Genomic DNA, 19576 nt, shown 5'->3' with positions numbered 1-19576 from the left:
CCGCACTCACCGCCCTGGCCGTGCTGCTCGTCGCCGTCGCCATGGTGAACCCCTACCGCCGCGACGAGCACTGAGTCAGGCCGCCGTAGCCGCGCCCACCGGGTGCAGCACCAGGTGTCCGTCCGAGCGGGCGGCGGCCATGGCGAACGGGAAGGTGTCCGCCTCCAGGCACATCGGCACGTCCTCCGGGTGGACACCGGCCCAGCCCAGTCGGACGCCCTCGGCGAGCTGCGCGGCGGCGTCCGAGCGCCGTGCCCGCTCCAGGTAGGGCTCGGGATCGGTGCCGGCCGAGCCGACGCGGGCCGCGATGTACTCGGCGCAGGCGAGGTCCTCCTCGGCCCGCCCGCCGTCCCCGGTGACGACGAAGGTCACCGTGTCCGGCCGGGCCTGCCGCAGCGCCGCGGCGGTCGCGTCGGCCACGACGAAACTCGCGCAGAGCAGCAGCCGCGCGTCCGCGACGGCCAGAGCCCCGGCCGTGCCGGCGGTGGTCTTCTGGACGATCGTGCGGCCCCTCACCTCGAGCGAGCGCAGCCGGGCGGGCGAGTTGGCCAGGTCGAAGCCCGGCACCGGCGCACCGTCCTGGAAGGCAAGCCAGCCCGGGTTACGGGCCTTCAGCTCCAGCGCCTCCTCCTGCGTGCCGGTGAAGACGATCTTCTCTGCGCCGCGCCGGAACGCCCAGGCCGCCACGGTGAAGGCGCGCATCACATCGACGACCACGGCGACGTCGGGCGCCGTAGGCCGGTCCGGTATCCCGGTGAAGGTGGGTTGCATCGCTCCATGGTGCGGCACCCGGCACCGGCACTCGGCAGTCCGGACCCGGTACCCACCCAGCACCCGGCAGCCGGGACTTGGGCGGGCGCCGCTCCGGGCCCGGTGGGGCAGTCCGGGCGGTTCAGGGTTCGGGGATCTCGGGCGGCAGCGGGCGGGCGGCGCGCAGACTGCGCAGGGCGAGGAGCAGGACGCCGATGTCGTCCAGGTAGACCGGGTCGGGCAACAGGTCGGCGGGGAGCACCAGATACAGGACCGCGCCCCAGAACACCCAGCGCGGTCCCGTCGGCAGCCCGGCCCGTTGCAGGTTCCGCCGGGTGCGCACCAGCCGGACCAGCAGGCCGACGGCGACGGCGAGCAGCGCCGCCGCGACCACGACGACGGCGATCACCAGCACGGTCGCGGTGGAATCCATGCGGTCTCCTGTTCCTGCGCGGCGGACGGGGCGGGCCGGGTCCCTCGCCGGCCCGTCGCTATGACCTCTACTTCCCGTTCTTCCCGCTCCCGGACGCCGTACCGCCGCGTCCCCGCGCCGGGCGGGTCACGACGGTCTGTCCTGCGGGCCGGTGGGGTCCGTGCCCGCGGGGCCGGGCGAGTCGTCAGGGCCGGGTTCCGGGCGGGCACCCTTCGGAGCGAACCTCAGCCGCTCGAACGACCGGGTCAGCTGGCGCAGCGCAGCGGGCGCCCTGGTGCCGGGCCGCTGCTGTTGCTGCTGCTGGGGCAGGGCGGGAGCGGGCGCGTCGCGGTAGGCGGCCAGTGCCTGGAGTGCCTGGTCGGCGGCCTCCCGGTACAGGTCCCGGGACTTCGTCATGGCCTCCAGCGCCTCGGCGTACATGGTGGCCAGCTGCCGCTGCCGCTCCAGCTCCTCCTGAAGGGTCATCAGGGTCCAGTTCTCGCGCAGGTCGGCGAGTGCCCCGGCGGCGCCCTGCGGCAGGGGCCGGGGCAGCGCGACGAAGTGCCGCAGGGCCGTGATGATCGCGCCGGGTTCGGAGCCGTCCAGGAAGACGCTGCGCACACGGTGCTCCCGGCCGTCGTAGCCGTCCGGGGCAGGGTCCGGGGGAAGCAGCACGGCGCCCCCGCGCGGCACCTCGACGCCGAGGTCCTTCAGCGCATAGTTGACGGCGCGCAACTGCGGCGGCGCGGCCCGGTGCTCCACCACGCGGTGCCGCAGCCCCGGTGGCAGCAGGCCGGCCAGCGGCAGCCGGCCGCTCTCGTCCGGGGTCATCGCCTCGTGCACGACGAGGTGGACGCACCAGGCCTCACGGGCCGCGTCCCGCAGCCGTCTGCGTATCTCCTTCTCGTCCTCGGGCAGCGCGTTGGCCTGGCACAAGCGCAGGCCCGCGACGGCGGGGTGGTGGTCCCAGGCGCCGTCGTCGCCCTCCGCGGCCCGGCCCTCGGGCCAGAACAGCGTCGCGGGCGAGGGCCAGGCGTCGTCCCACGGGCGCTCCGCCTCCGCGACGAGCGTCCACTGCTGCCCCTGCGGCAGGTCCTGCCGGGGTTCGAGGGTGAGCCGGGCCCGCACGGTCACCGTGCCGTCGGCCCGCCAGCGCGCCTCGAAGACCCGGCGCGCCGCGTCCTCGGGGCCGGGCGGCTCGGCGAAGTCGTCGATGTCCCCGCTCTCCTTGTGCCGGGCCAGCGTGCGGCGGACGACGTCCTCGGCCGCGGGGCCGGTGTGACGGCCGCGGGCCGCCCAGAGGGTCTGCGGGATGGTGGCGTGGTCGGTTGCGGTGTTCGACATGAGCCAATCTGCTGATGGAAGCGGGTGTACCTTCCAGTATCCCCTCCGGGTGGCGGGACCAGTCGGCCGGGGCCTCGGGCGGCGCGTCGTGACGGGCGCGCACCCGGCGCGCGGTGACGAGGATGCGCCACCGAGCGGAGGACGGGGGGCGGAGCGCCCCGCGCACGGGGTGTGCTCCGGGCACCCGGGGCGCGTGCCGCACGCGTCACGCGACCGGGGTTCACACGTCCCCGGGCCCTCGCGCGGCGCCCACAATGGTCCGGCAACGGGGCCCGCCCGCCCATCCGCTTAGGGACGGGCCCCGTTCGCCGTAGCCCCCGGAACCTCGTCACCCTCCCCGCGTCCGGGCCGCTCTGCCTCCCGCGTCCGGGCGTCTGCATTCCCCGCGTCTGAACGTCTCCGCCTCCCGCGTCCGGGCGTCTGCATTCCCCGCGTCTGAACGTCTCCGTCTCCCGGGTCCGGGCGTCTGTATGCCCGGCGTCCGAGCGTTTTCGTCTCCCGCGTCCGGGCGTCTGCATTCCCGGCGTCCGAGCGTCTCCGTCTCCCGCGTCCGGGCTTCGCCGTCTCCAGCGTCCTGGACGCTGTCGGAGTCATGGGCACTGCCCGGCCCGGCGAGGTCGCTCACCCCACTCGATATATATCGGCTGCCGATATATTCTGGTCGCATGGCATCGAGGAACATGACCCGGGCGGCGTTCTTCGTCCTCACCGCACTTGCCGACCAGCCGCGGCACGGCTACGGCATCCTGCGCGAGGTCGAGGAACTGTCCGACGGGGAGGTGCAGTTGAGAGTCGGCACGCTCTACGGCGTCCTGGACCGGCTCACCGACGACGGCCTGATCGTGCTGGACCGCGAGGAGGTGCAGCAGGGCCGCCTGCGGCGCTACTACCGGCTCACCGACGAAGGAGTGGCCGCGCTCGACGCGGAGGCGGAGCGGATGGCCGCCGGCGCCGGGGCCGCCAAGCGCCGCATCGCAGAGGGCCGCCGCGCCACCGCCCCGGCCGACACCGCACCCAAACCCCCCACGGCACCCGGACTCGCGGGAGGCTTCGCATGACCACCACGCTCCTGGAATCCCGCTACCGCTCCGTCCTGCGCCTGCTCCCCGCCTACTACCGTCGCGAACGTGAGGAGGAGATGGTCGAGACGTACCTCTGGGACCTCGACCGTGACACGCAGGACCAGAGTCGTCCCACGCTCGGAGAGGTGGCGAGCATCGCCGCCCTCGCCGTGCGCAGCCGCCTGGGCGCGCCCGGGGCGCCGCGCCGCTACGTCCTCCTCGGCTCGGCCGTCCGGCTCTTCGCGCTGTTCGCCGTGCTGATCCAGGCGACCGCCGCGGTCGTCGACCTGGTCATCGAGGTGACCTGGGCCGTCAGCCGGGGCGGCGGGGAGCGGCACCTGTTCCTGTCGCAGTTCACCGACCAGGGACTTCTCATGGGGATGGTCACGGCCGCCCAGTGGATCCTGCCGCTGCTGTGGACGGTGGCCTACTTCGCCCTTCTCCACGACCGACGCGGCCTCGCCCGGGCGTCCGCGCTGCTGGCCGCACTGCCCAACCTCTGGCCGCTGGTCGGCCCGCTGACCGGTGCGCTGGTGGCCCCGGACCCGGCGTTCGCCACCGCCTTCGGCCTCCTCGCCTGGCTGCCGGCCCTCGCGCTCTGCGCCGCCCACCACCGGGACGCGCCCCCGGCCCGGCTGCCCGTGGGCTCACCGGGGCTGGTCTTCATGACCGGTTGCGTGGTGTCGGGCGCGTCCGTCGTGATGCTGCCCGCCGCCCCCGATCTGGCCTGGGCACCCGCGAGTTGCTTCGTCGTGGGCGCGCTCGGCTGGCTCTTGTGGCAGGCCCGAAGCGGCGGGGCCGCGACACCCGGCGCCGGACTGGCCCTGGCCGTCCTCGGCCTGCTGGTCCTGGCGGTACGGGTCGCCGCCCTGTACCTCTGGCTGCCCCTGCCCCTGCCCGCCGCATACCTCGGCGGCGCGCTCGTGCAGACGGCCGCGCTGGCGCTCCTGACCGTGGCGCTGGCGGTGGTCGGCCGCCGGGACCTCACCGCGGTCGCGCCGGGCCTGTCCTGATCGGCCTGCCTCGTCGGCCGCCCGGGACCGGCCCGTCCGGGCTCAGTGCGGGAACGCCCGGGGCGGCCGCTGACGGGGCAGCTCCTCACGGAAGCCGGCGATGGCCGAACTGATCTGGCGCATCAGGACCGTGCCCTCCAACCGGTCGAGGTAGAGACCGGAGCGGGCCAGGGCGGGCAGGTCCACACAGAAGTAGAGGGCCATCAGCGGGTTGACGAACAGCTCGCTGTTCCGGGTGCGTTCGGTGAACCGGACGTCGCCGAAGTCGCCGCGCACGGCCGCCGCGACGGACCCGTGGACGATGCTGGGGTGGTCGGCGTGGCACTGCTGGGCGTGGGCCACCGCGTCGAGGTAGAGGGCGCCCTCGTGGCTCTCGCGGGGCAGCGAGAACGCGCCCAGGTAGGCGCCCTCACGGTCCAGGGCGGCTAGATTCTCCAGGAACAGCGCGTGGTTGACGCCGTGGTAGGCGTCCACTCCGAAGCCCAGGCAGGCCACCAGCCGGTGCGCGACCTCGTCGAGCCCGGCGACGGCCGCCAGGCTCGCCATGTCCTCCTCCGGCGTGCCGAGCCCGTGCTCGTCCCCGCGCATGAGGATGTCGGTCCCGCCGTCCACCAGCACGACGGCGTCGACACCGCCCAGGTGCTCTAGAAGCGCACGGTAGGCAGCGCGCAGCGGTCCGACACCCGTACGGGGAAAGGCGTACACGGTATCGGGCAGCCCCTGCGACGCGAGCCACTGGGCGAGTGCACGCTCGGGGAAGTAGTCGCCGCGCAGCGGGGTGTCCGGGCGGACGGCGGCGACGTCCACCGCCACCCATGAGTCGAGATCCAGGCCGTACAGGTCGGAGAAGGACAGGTTGGCCAGATGGACCTCCGCACCGGCCGCCCGCAGCGCGAGCGCCAGGGGCAGTCCGGCGTAGACGTCGAAGCCGCCGCCCGCACCGGCGACGAGCACCCGGCGCGCCTCGCGCAGGCGGGTGAAGAAGGGAGGCTCGCTCAGGGAGAACACCGCAGGACCCTAGCAGGACGGGTGTTCGACGAGGATCGTGCCGACGGGACCGCACGAAGGGGCCGGCACCAGGGTGCCGGCCCCTCACGAGCATGCGGAACAGCAGACCTACGCGCCGCTCTCCCGGAGCATGTCCTCGCGCTCGACGATCTTCACGCGCTCCCGGCCCTGCGGCTCGCCCAGCGCGCGTTCGGCGGCGTCCAGCTTGTACCAGCCCTCCCAGGTGGTGTGGCGGACGCCCCGCTCGGCGAAGAAGGCGTCCACGGCCTCCGGCTCGGGAGAGGCCGGGGTGTGCAGCCGGCCGTTCGCGTAGTCGTCCAGCAGGTTGGCCACGGTCTCGTTGGCGTCACCCTTGGTGTGGCCGATCAGGCCGACCGGACCGCGCCGGATCCAGCCGGTGACGTACGTCGACTGGAGATGGCCGCCGCCCTCCTCGATGACCCGGCCGCCCTCGTCCGGCACGGTGCCGGAGTCGATGTCCCACGGCAGCTTGGGCAGCTTCTCGGAGAGGTAACCGACGGCACGGTAGACGGCGGTGACGTCCCAGTCCTTGAACTCGCCGGTGCCCTGGACGTTGCCGGTGCCGTCGAGGGCGGTGCGCTCGGTGCGCAGGCCCACGACCCGGCCGTCCTCGCCGAGGATCTCGGTGGGCGACTCGAAGAAGTGCAGGAACAGCTTGTGCGGCCGGTTGCCGACGTCCCGGATCGCCCAGTTCTCCAGGGTCTTGGCGACCATGTCGGCCTGCTTGTTGCCGCGCCGGGTCTCGATCGAGCCCTTGTCGTAGTCGATGTCCTCGGGGTCGACGACGACCTCGATGGTGGGGGAGTGGTCCAGCTCGCGCAGCTCCATCGGGCTGAACTTGGCCTGGGCGGGGCCACGGCGGCCGAAGACGTGGATCTCCACGGCCTTGTTCGCCTTCAGACCGTCGTAGACGTTCGCCGGTATCTCCGTCGGCAGCAGTTCGTCCGCGGTCTTGGCGAGGACGCGGGCCACGTCGAGCGCCACGTTGCCGACGCCGAGCACGGCAACCTTCTCGGCCTCGAGCGGCCAGGTGCGCGGCACGTCCGGGTGGCCGTCGTACCAGGAGACGAAGTCGGCGGCGCCGTAGGAGCCGTCCAGCTCGATGCCCGGGACCGGCAGCTCCCGGTCGGCCATGGCGCCGGTGGAGAAGATCACCGCGTCGTAGAAGGCGCGCAGGTCGTCCAGGCTGAGGTCGTTCGGGTAGTCGACGTTGCCGAACAGGCGGATCTGGGGCTTGTCGAGCACCTGGTGCAGGGCGGTGATGATGCCCTTGATGCGCGGGTGGTCGGGGGCGACGCCGTACCGGATCAGGCCGAACGGGGCGGGCATCCGCTCGAAGAGGTCGATGGACACGCCGGGGTCGGCTGCCACCTCGGACTTGAGCAGGGCGTCGGCGGCGTAGATCCCGGCGGGGCCGGCTCCGACGATGGCTACCCGCAGGGGGCGCGGCATGATCAGTTCCCTTCGAGCGTGAAACAGGCGACTCGTCGGGAAGCCTAAACTAAGGCAGCCCTAAGTAAGTACGCGGGTCCGGTCTATGACCCCATAAGGCGATCTTATGACTTCCCCAAGGAGTCCTTTACGGGGGAAGGCCGGACATGGGGGAGGGCCGGACCCCGTCGGCTCACTCCGCGCTCCCCTCTCCCTTCCCTTCCGTCCCGGGTGTGGCAGACCCTGTCCTCGGCGTACCTGTGGCGCGGGCGGCGAGGGGTGAGGGCGCGTGGGCGGACGTGAGGAGACGACCGTCGCGGTGACGGGCGGCAGCGGCTTCGTCGGCAGCCATCTCGTGCGGCGGCTTCTGGAGCGAGGCCATCGGGTTCGCGCCACCGTACGCCGAGCCGCGCAGGCGGCGAAGGCACGGCCGCTGTGGGAGATGCAGGAGGCGTTCCCGGGCCGACTGACACTGTTCGAGGCCGACTTGCTGAAGGACGGGTCGTTCGACCCGGCGTTCCGTGGGTGCTCGGTCGTCTTCCACGTGGCCTCGCCGTTCCTCATGCCGGAACAGATCGAGGACGGCCGGCGGGACGTCGTGGACCCGGCGCTGCGCGGCACCCGCAACGTGCTGGCCGGCATCGAGCGGACCCCGGAGGTCCGGACCCTGGTGTTGACCTCCACCGTGGGTGCGGCCTTCGGTGACTACGCGGACGTCCTGGGGATGGAAGGCCAGGTGCTGTCCGAGCGGTACGTCAACACCACGAGCACGGCGGAGAACAACCCCTACCACTACGCCAAGACCGTCGCGGAGCGCACGGCCTGGGACGCCGCGGCGGCGCAGGACCGCTGGCGCATGGTGTCCGTCAACCCCGGCCTGATCCTGGGGCCTTCCCTCACCCCGGCTTCCGAGTCCGGCAGCCTCTTCCTCCTCGACGAACTGTTCAAGGGCTGCTTCTGCTACGGCGCCCCCGACTTCAGCTTCACCACCGCGGACGTCCGGGACGTCGCCGAGGCACACATCGCGGCCGCCGAGAACCCCGGGGCGGAGGGCCGTTACATCGTCGCGGCCGAGACGATGACCTCGTTCCACGAGATGGCACGCATCATCCGCACCCGCCACCCCTACGACCCGCGCCTGCCGCGCACCGCGCTCCCGCACTGGCCGGTGCGCATCCTGGGGCCGGCCTTCGGCCTCACCCAGGACTACATCCGGGGACACCTCGGCATCCGCTTCCGCGTCGACAACAGCCGCAGCATCCACGAACTGGGCCTCACCTACCGCCCGGTGGAGGAGACCCTGCTGGACCACTACGCGAGCTGGCGCGCACGGCGACGTCACCAGGGCTGAGACCGGGGCGGCCGACCGAGGTCCCGGCCCCCGAACCCCACGCGGCTCGAAGGACCGACGGCTCGAAGGATCGACGGCTCGGTGGACCGAAGGTTCGGCGGACCGACGGGCCCCGGTTCCGGCCCGGTCCGTCATGCGGGCCGTATCACCCGGTGGATCGCCGACTCGCCGGCGCCGTAGATCGATTCCTCGCGGATGGACGACCCCGGGCCCGGTGCATGGATCATCAGGCCGTTGCCGATGTGCAGGCCCACGTGCCGGTCGTCGCCGAAGAAGAGCACCAGGTCGCCGGGTTCGAGAGCGGCGAGCGTGACCGGCGTGCCGGCGAGCGCCTGCTGGTGCGCCGCGCGGGGCAGCGTGACCCCGGCCGCCCTCCAGGCTCCCTGGGTGAGGCTGGAGCAGTCGTAGGAGTCCGGTCCGGTCGCACCCCACACACAGGGCTTGCCGATCTGCGCCCGCGCAAAGGCGATGGCCTTCGCGACCCGCATCGAGCGGGTCGACTGGGTCGACAGAGGTGTGGCGGTGGCAAGGGGGAGGGAGCCGGTGGTGGTCAGAGGGTCGGTCAGCGGGTCGGCGGTGACAGGGGGGAAGGACCCGGTGTCGGTGGCCGGGTGGGCGAAGGAGCCGGTGTCCGTCAGGGGGGTGGCTGCGGTGACGGGGCGTGTGAAGGAGCCGGTGTCCGTCAGGGGGACGGCCGCGGCGACGGGGGCGGCCCAGGCGACGGGGGCGGCTGGGCCCGGCACCTGCGGCACACCGGGTGCCGTCCACTGCGGCTGCTGCCACTGGCCGGTGCCGAGTGGATCAGGCTGCTGCAGGTCCAGCGGGCCCGGCTGTGGCGGACCGAGCCGCCCCGACTCCTGAAGCTCCGGCTGCCCCCACTGTTCGGTGCTCGGCTGTGCCCACTGTTCGGTGCCTGGTTGCGCCCACTGTTCGGTGCCTGGTTGCGCCCACTGCTCGGTGCCGGGCTGCCCCCACTGTTCGGTGCCCGGTTGTGCCCACTGCGCGGTGTTCGGTTGTGCCCACTGCTCTGCGGTCGGCTGGACGGCCTGCACCGTGACCGGTTGGACGGCCTGTCCCGGGAGCGGCTGAAGGCCTTGCCCGGGGACCGGCTGGGCCGCTTGCGTCCAGGTCGGCCGGGACGTCTGTTCCATGCCGATGCCCCAGGCGCCCTGCGCGGAGGGGGCTGCCGGAGCGGCCGCGAGCGGTGTGACGAGGGAGGCGGTGTGACGGGACAGCAGTTCCTGGGCCGTGGCCAGTTTGCGCCGGTTCCTCGTCTTGGAGTCCGCGAGGGACGGGCGCCGGGGCGCGGCGGGGGAGACGGGCAGGTTCCCGGGCTGTTGTGCCACGGTTCCCTGCGCGGAGGGCAGTGAGGCGGCCGGGAGTACGTCCGTGCCCAGGCCGGTTCGGTCCGTCGGGCCGAGACCGAGGGCTTCTGCCGCTCCCTGCCCGGCCGGCTCGGGAACGCCCCCGGCGAGCAGCTCGGCCGGGCCGCGGCCGGGCAGCTCCGGAACACCCCTGGGCAGCGCCGCCATGCCCCGGCCGTTCGACCCGGAAGAGGTCGAACCGGACAACTGTGCCGGTATGCCGGGGAGTTGGGTGGCCAGGGCCGGCGGGCCGGCGCTTCCCGGCTCCAGGGCGGGCCGCGGGCGCCCGGCCGAATCCGTGGAGGATCCGCTCGTCAGCTCCTGCACCGCGCGATCGGCGGACCGGCCGGTGGGACCGGGGGGCAGCTCGGGCAGACCGAGAGCCCCTCGCTCGCCACCGGGCAGGGCGAAGCCCGCCCGGTCCCGGGAGCGGTCCGGGGCCGCGGGAGGTTCGGGCTGCCGGTCCTTGGGCAGTACGGCGGGAACACTCGGTCCCAGCTTGGCGCGCGCCACGTCGAACCACTGCTGGGCCATCGCGTCCAGGGCGGGTTCCGCGCGTCGGCCCCTCTTGGCCAGGGGAACGCCTCTCGACCGGGTCGCCAGGGACATGGCCCGGGTCGCGTTGTAGGTCCCTGTGTCGCTCTCGGCCCGGTCGTAGAGGGAGTCGATCCGCTGCCGCACCTCGTCGCGGTTCTCCGGCGCCATGGAAGACGTGCTCCTTCCTTGCCCCGCGGGGCAGTTGGGCCGTTCCCGGGGTCGGTCGAGCCCCGCGGCTCCGGACGCCACGGCGATTGCGCTGGGGGCGGCCGGGCGGCCTGGCGGTCAACCTAGCCAACTTGTGTCCCTCATGTGAAGGTTGAAGTGCGGAATGTCCGATACGTATTTGTGATGTTCGTTGTGGTGTTCGAGGGGGAACGCTGGTGTCTTTCCGCCGTGACCGCGGATTTCTGTCAGATCCCTGAGAATCTTCGAAACGGTTGAACGCAAGCGCGTCATGATGCGTATGGGGCGGGGGAACTCCATGCCCGAACGACCGCTCCACGCAAGGGGACGACCTTGATACGCAATCGGCGCAGACGACCGACCGGCGCACGACGCGCGACTTTCGCAGCGGTCGCCCTGATGCTGGGCGGCGGCGGGCTCATCGCCGCGAATGTCTACGCCTCGGCCAGCGAGGGAGGCTGGGGCGGTCAGCCCGACCCCGGGGCGAGCGGACACGTCACCTCCGCGGGCATGGCCACGATCTACTGCCCCGACGTCGGCAGCAAGCTGACCTCCGTGCCGGACAAGGCGCGCGCGGACGTCGACCGCGAACTCGCCCGGCTGGACCAGCAGACCGCCGGCGCCTACCACCGGCTCCAGCAGTCGGCCCAGGCCGTCCGGGAGAACCCCGACTCCGCAGACGGCTCGATCATGAACCCGCTCAAGGAGCAGCGCGCGGCGACGATCGAGCGGATCGCCGGCGCCATCGACCGGGTGGGTAGCCGTCCGGAAGGACTGGAGTCCCTCGCCGCCTGCACCCTGCGTCCGGCCGAGGAGGGCACCGGCGGCGACGCGGGCAACGGAGGTCAGTCCACCGCCAGTCCGGGCGGTGCCCAGCAGGGCGGCGGCCAGGGCCAGAACGGCACCGGGCAGCCGGGTGCGGGCCAGGGCGGCAACGGGCCCGTCGCGTCCGACTACGCGGACATCACCTCCGTACAGCCCAATGTGCCGAACCCGCCCCAGCAGGCCGACGCCTCGCGCGGCACCTTCGTCTCGGAGTGCGGCGTCAACGCCAACGGCCTGTTCAACTCCGACAACGTCATCGTCGCCCCGGGTGTCTCCAACGGCGCCCACCACTTCCACGACTACATCGGCAACCAGTCCAACAACGCCTTCGCCAGCGACGAGGACCTGGCCAACGCCGACACCAGCTGCGTGGACAAGGGCGACAAGTCCACGTACTACTGGCCGGTGCTGCGCCTGCAGAACGGCAAGCAGGAGCGGGACGCCGGCGCTCCGGGCGGCGGCACCGAGGGCAACGCGGGCCAGATCGTCACGGCCAAGCAGGCGACGCTGACGTTCGTGGGCAACCCGCGCGGCAAGGTCACCGCGATGCCGCGCCTGCTGCGCATCATCACCGGCGACGCCAAGGCCTTCGTCAACGGCCCCGCCAACGCCAACGCCTCCTGGAGCTGCACCGGTTTCGAGGACCGGCAGCTGAAGGACAAGTACCCGCTGTGCCCGTCCGGCAGCGACGTGGTGCGCACCTTCCGCTTCCAGAGCTGCTGGGACGGCCGCAACATCGACAGCGCCAACCACCGCACCCACGTGGCCTTCGCCGCCCCTGACGGCTCCTGCCCCACGGGCTTCGTGGCGATTCCGCAGCTGGTGCAGCGCATCGTCTACGACGTCGCCGCGCCGAGCCTGAACGACGGAGGGCGGACGGTTCCGTTCTTCGCGGTGGACTCCTTCCCGGAGCAGCTGCACAAGCCGGTCACCGACCACGGCGACTTCATCAACGTCTTCGACGACGGTCTGATGCGCGAGATGGTCGACTGCATCAACTCCGGACGGACCTGTGGACCCCGCGGCGACGACTCCGGTGCCACGGCCGATCCGAACCCGAGCGGCGACACCGGCGCGACGAACAGCCCGGGCGGCGACACCGGCGCGACGGCCGAGCCGGGCGGTGACGGCGGCGCGACGGCCGAGCCCGGCGGCAACGGCGGCGCGACGGAGCCGGGCACCGGCGCCACGGCGAATCCCGGCACGGGCGACACAGCCGCTCCGGCGCCCTCCGCCTCGAACCCGGTGGAGCTGCCGAGGACCGACGCGACGACCTCGCCGGCGAACACCACCAAGCACGACAAGCCCGCCCACCAGCACAAGGCGACCGAGCCCGCCAAGTCCGGCAAGACGTCCACCGCGTCCCACGCGGCGGCCGGCTCCAGCGGTGGTGAGGTCGGCCGGGCCACGCAGTCCCCGCCGCCCACGACCGCTGCCGGCAGCGGCCAGACCAAGCCCCCCGCCGCACAGTCGCAGGCCCCGGCCCCGCAGACCGAGCCCCAGGCGTCCCAGGGCGGGCTCGCGGAGACCGGCGCCCACCTGTGGCCCGCGGCCATCGGCACCCTGCTGGCCATGTCGGGTCTGGTCATGCTGCTGCGGGCCAAGCGACTGCGCTACTGACCGCTTCGGCACGGCAGGCCGGACGGCGTCCCACCCGCGAAGGGGTGGGCCGCCGTCCTGCCGTCTGCACACCGTCCTGCTGCCGCCCGTCGGGAGGGGCCCACGACTGCGGTCGAGCACCGGCCGCGCGGTGCCCGTCAGCGGATCCGCAGGGTCCGCTTGGCGAGTTCGTACGCGGGGAGCATCGCGGTGTGCTCCTCGGTGTCCAGCCCGCCGAGGTGCAGCACGACGGGGCCGTCGGGGGTGGAGACCGCCAGGGCGCTCTCCTTCTTGGACTCCTCCAGGAGCTTGCTCGTGTAGAGGTACTCCACCTCGACGCCCGAGACACCGGTGGCCGTCCTGAAGGAGCGGTACTTCACCTTGCTGGTGTTGTCCTCGGCGGCGACGAACTGCCGCAGGACCGTACGGGTGTCGGCGTCGCCCGGCTTGCCGGTCCACACGCGCAGGAAGCCGATCTTCCCGGCGGGCTTGGCGTCGATCTCGCAGGCGGTGGTGACCGGCCCCTGGCGGAGGAAGGCGTCCGCGAACCCACCCGTGACGTCGCCGTCCGACCCCTTGGACGCCCCGGACAACTCCTTCTCGGCGTCGATCCCCTTGGCCTTCCAGCCCTTGGCGATGTCGAAGCTCACCGGCAGTTCACAGGCCGATCCGGACGCGCCGATCGTGCCCCCGCTCGCCGCGGCCGCACCCTTGTCCCCCGCGCGTTCGGCCGACGGGCTTCCCGATGCCCCGGCCCCGCCCTCCGCCGACGGGGCGCACCCTCCCAGCACGGCCGCAAGGATCACCACCTGGATCACCCGCCCGCGCACGGACCCCACCCTGACCTGCACTGTCGTCTCCCCTCCTGTTCAGGGCGGCCACTGTAACGGAGGGCACCGACATCGCCGCGCGCAACAAAAAGGGGTGGTCCCCCTCGTGAATGGGGATCAGTCCCTGGCCGGAACAGGGGATCAGTCCCCGTCGCGCCGGCAGTGCAGGAACAGATGCGGCTCGGGTACGGCGTCGGGATGGTCGGGGGTGAACGTGGCGTGTTCCTCGGCCAGGACGGTCAGGCCCGCCCCGGTCACCAGCTCCGTGAACTCCTCGGCGGCGAAGCTCGTCACCCGCACCGGCTGCCCCATGAACAGCCCGTCGACCGCCTCGACGTCGAGAGGCACGGTGGCCAGCACCGCGTGCCCTCCGGGCCGCAGAGCACGCGCGAGCCTCGCCACGACGGCCGACTGCTCGGCGCGGGACATCTGCAGCAACGAGAAGTACGCGCACACGGCGTCGAACGAGCCCTCGGCGAGCGGAAGTTCACGGATGTCGGCGAGCCGGAACTCGGCCCGGGGCACCTGCCGGGCGGCGAGGCGCACCATGACAGGGGAGACGTCGACGCCCAGCACCCGGTGCCCCGCCGCTGCAAGGGTCTGCGCGGTCGGCCGTCCCGTCCCGCTGCCCACGTCCAGCACCCGGCTGCCCGGCTCCAGCCGGTCCAGCAGCCACCGGAGCGAGGCCCGGTGGGCCCCGGACGAGGCGAACGCCTTCTCGTAGTCGAGCCCCAGCGCATCGAACACCACGGCGGCCGGTGCCCGCCCGTCGTCCTCGCCCAAGACCGCTCCTCCCGTCTCCCGTGCAGGTGCCCGGCATCGTCGCACCCCTGGCCCGGGCCCACAATGCCGCGCGCCGGACCCCCAGGGGCCGGACGTCACGCGCCGGACGCCGAGGACCGTTTGCGGGCAGCGGTACCGGCAGGGCAGGGTTCAGGGCGTGCCTACCTTGCTGATCGTGCATCACACCCCCTCGCCCAACTGCCAGGCCCTGTTCGAGGCCCTCGTCTCGGGCGCGACCACACCGGAGATCGAGGGCGTCGACGTCGTGCGGAGGGCGGCCCTGTCCGCCACCGCCTCCGACGTCCTCGAAGCCGACGGCTACCTCCTGGGCACCCCGGCGAACCTCGGCTACATGTCCGGTGCGCTCAAGCACTTCTTCGACCAGATCTACTACCCCTGCCTGGACGAGACCAGGGGCCGGCCCTTCGGCTACTACATCCACGGCGGCAACGACGTCACGGGCGCCGTCCGGGCCGTCGAGGCCGTCACCACCGGCCTCGGCTGGCGCCGCACGGCCGACGCGGTGACCGTGACCGGCGAGCCCGGCAAGGCCGATCTGCAGGCCTGCTGGGAGCTGGGAGCCACGGTCGGGGCCGGGCTCATGGCCGACGCGTGAGGGGTCCGGCCGGCGGCGCGGCGGCCAGACCGGGCCCACGGAGGTGAAGCCCCGGCGGCTGGCCGACCGTGCCGGAGCCGATCCGGGCGCCCGCCGCGCACAGCCGGCGGTGCGCGGCGGACGCCCGACCGGGACGGTGTCGCTGAACGGGGCCCCTGGGCCGTTCGGGTGATCGGCGGACGCGGTCATGGCGCGGCTCCCGCGGTGACCTGCGGCAGGCGGAGGGGACCATGGGTGGCAATCATGCGGGAGGCATATGCAGTCCCGGTCATGGCGTGTACGAGGGCGGTGGGGCCGGGGTACGTCCTCGTACCGGGACGGACGAAGGTGCGGGTGTGCCGTCCCTGGCCGACGATGGAGCAGGACCACGTCCCCCGGGCGCGGTCGTGCATCGCCGGACGTCGTCGAGTCGAGGGAGCGTCGGATGCGAGCGGACGGCCACGCACCCGGACGGCGCACTCAGGGCGAGCAGGACACCGACGAGCAGGACGTCAAGGAGTTGCTGCGCCGGTCCGCCCGGGATGTGATGGAGGTGGCCGAGGGCATCCGCGAGGTGTCCGCGCGCACCGGCGCCGCACTGTTCGCGCCGTCGCTGACCGTCTCCGCGCGCCGACGCCCGCGTACCGGACTCGCCGCGCAGTGGGCGCTGTTGCGGGCCCTGACGAACAAGCAGGGCCTCGGCGGCTCGGCGATCACGGCTCCGAAGGGCATGGGGCAGATACTCGGCGCGGCCGGCGGGGTGCTGGGCGGCCGGGAGAGCCTGGCGGCGCCGGTGGCCGTCACCTCGCTGCGCCTGCGCATGGCCGCCGTGCTGTACGACCACCCCGAGTTCGCACGCAACCCGGGCATGCGCCGGCTGTTGGGCGCCGTCACCGCGGACCGCGACCCGCAGGCAGTGCGGGCCCTGCGCGCCCTGTTCAAGGACCGGGGCGCCCAGCGCGCCTTGTCCGGGCTCGCGCCCCTGATGGCCGAACTCCTCACGCTGCGCGCCCTGTTGGGCGAGCCCCCGATGAACGCCGGGACCGGTGGGGCACCGGCCCCGGGCCGCGGACCGTTCGCCCGCCCCGTCGAGGGCGCAGGCGCCACCCGTCTCGCGGGCCCGCACCGGGGCGAGGGCGCAGCCGAGGCCGTCGGCCTCACCGAGCAGGAGAAGCAGACCATCGCCACCGAGGGCTCCCTGCTCGGCTTCCTGCGCAACATCGAGACGCTCTCCACCGGCGGTCGGATCCTCGTGCAGAACGTGCGCGGCCCCGACGGCGTCGTCCGATACGTCGTCCAGGCCCCCGGCACGGCACCCGGCCGCCCCCGCAACGACGCCCCGCAGGACCTCGTAGGCGCCTGGCGCCGTCTCTTCACGACGAACTCGCCCCGCACCCGCTCGATCCTCCTCGCCCTCGCGGACTACGGCATCCCGCGCGGCGCCGACCTCGCCCTGGTAGGTCACGGCGAAGGCGGGATCGCGCTGATGAACCTGGCGCAGGACGAGGAGTTCTGCCGCGCCTACCGGGTCACGCACGTGATCGCCGTCGGCGCCCCGGTCGGCACCAGGAAACCCGCAGACCCGCGCACCTGGGTCGCCGGCGTCACCAACCGGCACGACATCGTGCCCGTCCTCGACGGCCGGCGCCCGGGCTCCGTCTTCGCCCCGCACACCAACCGGTACGAGGCCGACTACGCCGGGCCCGTCCGCGAGTTCCCGCAGTGCCACCTGCTGCGCGAGTACATCGAGCACCTGCGGACCGTCATACCCGAGGCCCGCAAGGACATCGACGAGGCGCTCACGCCCTACCGCGGGCCGGTCGTGCGCACCCAGGCCTACCGGCTCGGGGACAGCGCCCACCCGCCCGAGGGCCACCCCTTCCTCACCGTGCCCACCGCCACCGTGCCCACCACGGCCGGCTCCGTCGACGTGCCGGTGCGCTACTACGACTCCTCCGCCGTCCACCTGTGCTTCGCCGTCGACGCCGAGACGGCGCGCAGCCTGCTGCCCGGCCCCACCTGGATGGCGCCGAGCCGGCTCGGCCCGCGGACGCTGGCGGTGCTGTCGCTGTACGAACACCGCTGCTCCACCATCGGCCCCTACGCCGAGATGTCGCTCTCGGTACCGGTGGACGACCTGTGGCGGCCACGCCCGTACGACATCGCCACCGATCTGCTGCGCCCTGCCGACCTGCGCCGCACGGGTCGCTACGTCCTCTCCCTCGCCGTCAGCAGCGAGGAGGCCCGCGTGGTCGCCCAGCAGATCTGGAGCCAGCCCGCGCTCCGTACCTCGGCCGAAGCCGATCTGATGGGCCGGGACATCCGCGTCGACGCACCGGAGCTGGGCCTCGCCGTCGAAGGCCGGCTCGGCCCGGGCATCCGCTGCCCCGAGGCGGACTGGATCCTGTACGGGCGGCGCGGCGAAAGCACCGTACGCATCCTGGTCCGTGCCCACGGCAGGCCGCGGCTGCACACCGGAAGCGGTCTGCGGCTGCGCCTGGACACCGCCGCCGCCGAACCCATGGCCGGGCAGCTGCGCCGGCTCGGCATCGACTCGGCCCGGCCGGTCTTCGTGGTGTCCTGCCCGCAGCTCATGCTCCACCGCAGCGCCGGTGCCACCCTGCCGCGCTGACCCCCGTACGCACCCCCGGCAACTGGGAGCAGCCATGGTGACCGAGTCCCCCCGAACGATGCCACCGGACGGCGAACTCCTCGACCAGGCAGGCAGATTGCACGCAGACGCCGACCTCATGGACGGTTACGCCCGCCGGTTGCTGGCCACCGCGGCGGCGGTGACCGGCTGCGGTGCGGCACCCGAGTGGAGCCGGCCCACCCTGGAACGACAGGCGGCCGCGTGCAGCACGGCGGCGGAGCAACTGCGCACCGCAGCACGGGCATTGCTCGTGCACGTGCGAGCCTGAGAAGGATTGCGGGGAATCCGACGGGGGAAGCGGCGGGTCTCGCAGAAGCCGCCGGAACTCGTCCTCGAACCGCCCGCCCTCGCGCAGCACCGGCGGGAACTCCCGGCCACCGACCCGTCGGCTCTTCAGCCGTCCGCCCCTCGAAGGGCCGCAGGCACGTGGTGCCCTCCTCGCGGTCGGCGTGGAGCCCGCCCCCTGTCGACGGTGCGCGGGGGAGCCGGTGCTGCGAGGGTCGCCGGTGCAGGCTCGCCCGCTGCGGAACCTGGTGACCGCCCCGGCCGAGGCCCGGCAGCCCAGTGCCGTGCGGGCGCTCGCCCCCGAGTTGATCCGAGGGCACGACGGGCGGCGATGGAATGGTCCCGGGTGGGCCCGAGGGCACGCGGGGCGGGCGGCGACGGGCTGGTCCCGCCGGGTGGGCCCGAGAGTACGCCGGGTGGCGGCAGGCTGGTTCCCGGGTGGGCCTGAGAGTACGCCGGGTGGCGGCAGACTGGTTCCCGGGTGGGCCCGAGGGCACGACGGGCAGTGACGGGCTCGTCTCTGGGTGGATCCGAGCGCACGACGGGCGGGCGGCGACGGGTTCGTGCCCGGCCCGGTGGAGGCTGATGGATCGTCAGCGGCGTTCGCACATCCGGGTGGTAGCGCTCACCGCCCTGGGGCCGAACGAGTTGTCGCGGCCCGCAACCGCCGCCCCGGGCCCGGATAATCACCGCTCATGCAGCTGGTGAAAGCACGCGGCCCGGCGCGCCGCGCCCCGGTGGCCGTCACCGGATTGGGCCTGGTCACACCCGCCGGGATCGGCCGGGACGCGGCGTGGGCCGGCCTGTGCGCCGGGCAGTCCACCGCGGCCGCCGACCCGGGCCTCGACGGGCTGCCCGTGGCCTTCTCCTGCCGGGTGCCCGACCTCGACGCGGCCGGACTGCTCGGGCACCGGCTCAGCCGCCGTCTGGACCGCTTCACCACCTTCGCCCTGCTCGCCGCACGCGAGGCCGTCGCCGACGCCGGGCTCACACCGGGCCGCTGGGACGGCGCCCGTGTCGGGGTAGTGATGGGGGTCGGCACCGGCTCCATGCAGGGCTGGCAGGCCGAGTTCGACCGGCTCGCGGACCACGCCCCGGAACGGGTCTCACCACTCGCCCTGCCGCGCAGCGTGCCCAACATGGCCGCCGCCGAGATCGCCCTGGACCTCGGGGCGCAGGGCCCCAACATGGTCGTCAGCACCGCCTGCGCCTCCGGCACCAGCGCGCTCGGCCTCGCCCGGGACTGGCTGCTGTCCGGCGCCTGCGACCTCGTCCTCGCCGGGGGCAGCGAGTCGGCCCGCCTGCGGATGACCGCCGCCTGCTTCGCCCAGATGCGCGCGCTGTCCCGCCGGGCCGACAGTCCCGAGCAGGCCTCCCGGCCCTTCGACCGCGACCGGGACGGCTTCGTCCTCGGCGAGGGCGCCGCCGTCCTCGCGCTGGAACGGACGCAGGACGCCCGGGCCCCGGCCGCGCGGCCCGCCGCCCTGCACACCGCCTTCCGAGCCTCCAGCGACGGCCACCACTACAC

The 19576-nt window shown here is 73.5% G+C and carries 15 protein-coding genes and 1 pseudogene; 8 read left to right on the top strand and 8 right to left on the bottom strand.

Annotation, left to right across the window (positions count from 1 at the left end; genetic code table 11):
* Positions 1 to 75 precede the first annotated feature (75 nt).
* The 3 genes from AB0H32_RS37130 to AB0H32_RS37120 form a co-directional block, all read right to left on the bottom strand.
* The gene (locus AB0H32_RS37130) at positions 76 to 771 is read right to left on the bottom strand and encodes a 2-phosphosulfolactate phosphatase (protein ID WP_361130357.1); all 696 of its coding nucleotides are present in this window, start codon (positions 769 to 771) and stop codon (positions 76 to 78) included.
* Between the two features lie 121 nt (positions 772 to 892).
* Complete coding sequence (locus AB0H32_RS37125) at positions 893 to 1183, bottom strand: YkvA family protein (RefSeq protein WP_361130354.1); 291 nt, start codon at positions 1181 to 1183, stop codon at positions 893 to 895.
* Positions 1184 to 1309: 126 nt separating this feature from the next.
* Complete coding sequence (locus tag AB0H32_RS37120) at positions 1310 to 2506, bottom strand: hypothetical protein (protein WP_361130351.1); 1197 nt, start codon at positions 2504 to 2506, stop codon at positions 1310 to 1312.
* Between the two features lie 680 nt (positions 2507 to 3186).
* Between AB0H32_RS37120 and AB0H32_RS37115 the strand changes: the two genes are divergently transcribed.
* A complete protein-coding gene (locus AB0H32_RS37115) occupies positions 3187 to 3564 on the top strand; it encodes a PadR family transcriptional regulator (RefSeq protein ID WP_361130366.1) in 378 nt (125 codons plus the stop codon).
* Complete coding sequence (locus AB0H32_RS37110) at positions 3561 to 4580, top strand: hypothetical protein (RefSeq protein ID WP_361130348.1); 1020 nt, start codon at positions 3561 to 3563, stop codon at positions 4578 to 4580. The genes AB0H32_RS37115 and AB0H32_RS37110 overlap by 4 nt, the downstream gene beginning before the upstream one ends.
* 42 nt (positions 4581 to 4622) lie before the next feature.
* On the opposite strand, the gene AB0H32_RS37105 is transcribed toward AB0H32_RS37110, so the two are convergent.
* Complete coding sequence (locus tag AB0H32_RS37105; protein ID WP_361130345.1) at positions 4623 to 5588, bottom strand: DUF1152 domain-containing protein; 966 nt, start codon at positions 5586 to 5588, stop codon at positions 4623 to 4625.
* A gap of 108 nt (positions 5589 to 5696) precedes the next feature.
* Positions 5697 to 7061 carry an FAD-dependent oxidoreductase gene (locus tag AB0H32_RS37100; protein ID WP_361130342.1) on the bottom strand — a complete coding sequence of 455 codons (1365 nt, stop codon included), beginning with the start codon at positions 7059 to 7061 and terminating at the stop codon, positions 5697 to 5699.
* Positions 7062 to 7329: 268 nt separating this feature from the next.
* On the opposite strand from AB0H32_RS37100, the gene AB0H32_RS37095 reads away from it, so the two are divergent.
* Positions 7330 to 8391 carry an NAD-dependent epimerase/dehydratase family protein gene (locus tag AB0H32_RS37095; RefSeq protein ID WP_361130339.1) on the top strand — a complete coding sequence of 354 codons (1062 nt, stop codon included), beginning with the start codon at positions 7330 to 7332 and terminating at the stop codon, positions 8389 to 8391.
* A 131-nt stretch (positions 8392 to 8522) separates the two neighbouring features.
* Here AB0H32_RS37095 and AB0H32_RS37090 read toward each other — a convergent pair.
* Positions 8523 to 8891: pseudogene (locus tag AB0H32_RS37090) on the bottom strand (C40 family peptidase); the annotation flags it as partial.
* 1986 nt (positions 8892 to 10877) lie between these two features.
* Between AB0H32_RS37090 and AB0H32_RS37085 the strand changes: the two are divergent.
* Positions 10878 to 12923 (top strand): DUF1996 domain-containing protein, encoded by a 2046-nt coding sequence (locus AB0H32_RS37085; RefSeq protein WP_361130363.1) that lies wholly within the window; start codon positions 10878 to 10880, stop codon positions 12921 to 12923.
* Between the two features lie 137 nt (positions 12924 to 13060).
* On the opposite strand, the gene AB0H32_RS37080 is transcribed toward AB0H32_RS37085, so the two are convergent.
* Both AB0H32_RS37080 and AB0H32_RS37075 read right to left on the bottom strand, forming a co-directional pair.
* Positions 13061 to 13741, bottom strand: a complete 681-nt coding sequence (locus AB0H32_RS37080; RefSeq protein ID WP_361130360.1) for a lipoprotein — start codon at positions 13739 to 13741, stop codon at positions 13061 to 13063.
* 132 nt (positions 13742 to 13873) lie between these two features.
* Positions 13874 to 14515 carry a class I SAM-dependent methyltransferase gene (locus tag AB0H32_RS37075; RefSeq protein ID WP_361130336.1) on the bottom strand — a complete coding sequence of 214 codons (642 nt, stop codon included), beginning with the start codon at positions 14513 to 14515 and terminating at the stop codon, positions 13874 to 13876.
* A 157-nt stretch (positions 14516 to 14672) separates the two neighbouring features.
* On the opposite strand from AB0H32_RS37075, the gene AB0H32_RS37070 reads away from it, so the two are divergent.
* The 4 genes from AB0H32_RS37070 to AB0H32_RS37055 form a co-directional block, all read left to right on the top strand.
* Positions 14673 to 15131, top strand: coding sequence for an NAD(P)H-dependent oxidoreductase (locus tag AB0H32_RS37070; protein ID WP_361130333.1), 459 nt, complete (start codon positions 14673 to 14675; stop codon positions 15129 to 15131).
* Positions 15132 to 15555: 424 nt separating this feature from the next.
* Entirely contained in the window at positions 15556 to 17742 is a 2187-nt protein-coding gene (locus AB0H32_RS37065) for a hypothetical protein (RefSeq protein WP_361130330.1), read from the top strand.
* Positions 17743 to 17776: 34 nt separating this feature from the next.
* Positions 17777 to 18031: a hypothetical protein gene (locus AB0H32_RS37060; protein WP_361130327.1), complete on the top strand. Its 255-nt coding sequence runs from the start codon at positions 17777 to 17779 to the stop codon at positions 18029 to 18031.
* Positions 18032 to 18743: 712 nt separating this feature from the next.
* Positions 18744 to 19576, top strand: an 833-nt coding sequence (locus AB0H32_RS37055) for a beta-ketoacyl synthase N-terminal-like domain-containing protein (RefSeq protein ID WP_361130324.1), incomplete at its 3' end; no start/stop codon positions are given.

The sequence above is a fragment of the Streptomyces sp. NPDC020362 genome, assembly GCF_040642095.1.
Taxonomy (GTDB): domain Bacteria; phylum Actinomycetota; class Actinomycetes; order Streptomycetales; family Streptomycetaceae; genus Streptomyces.
Note: the sequence above shows the minus strand (reverse complement) of the source record. Positions and strands in the feature narration are given on the sequence as shown.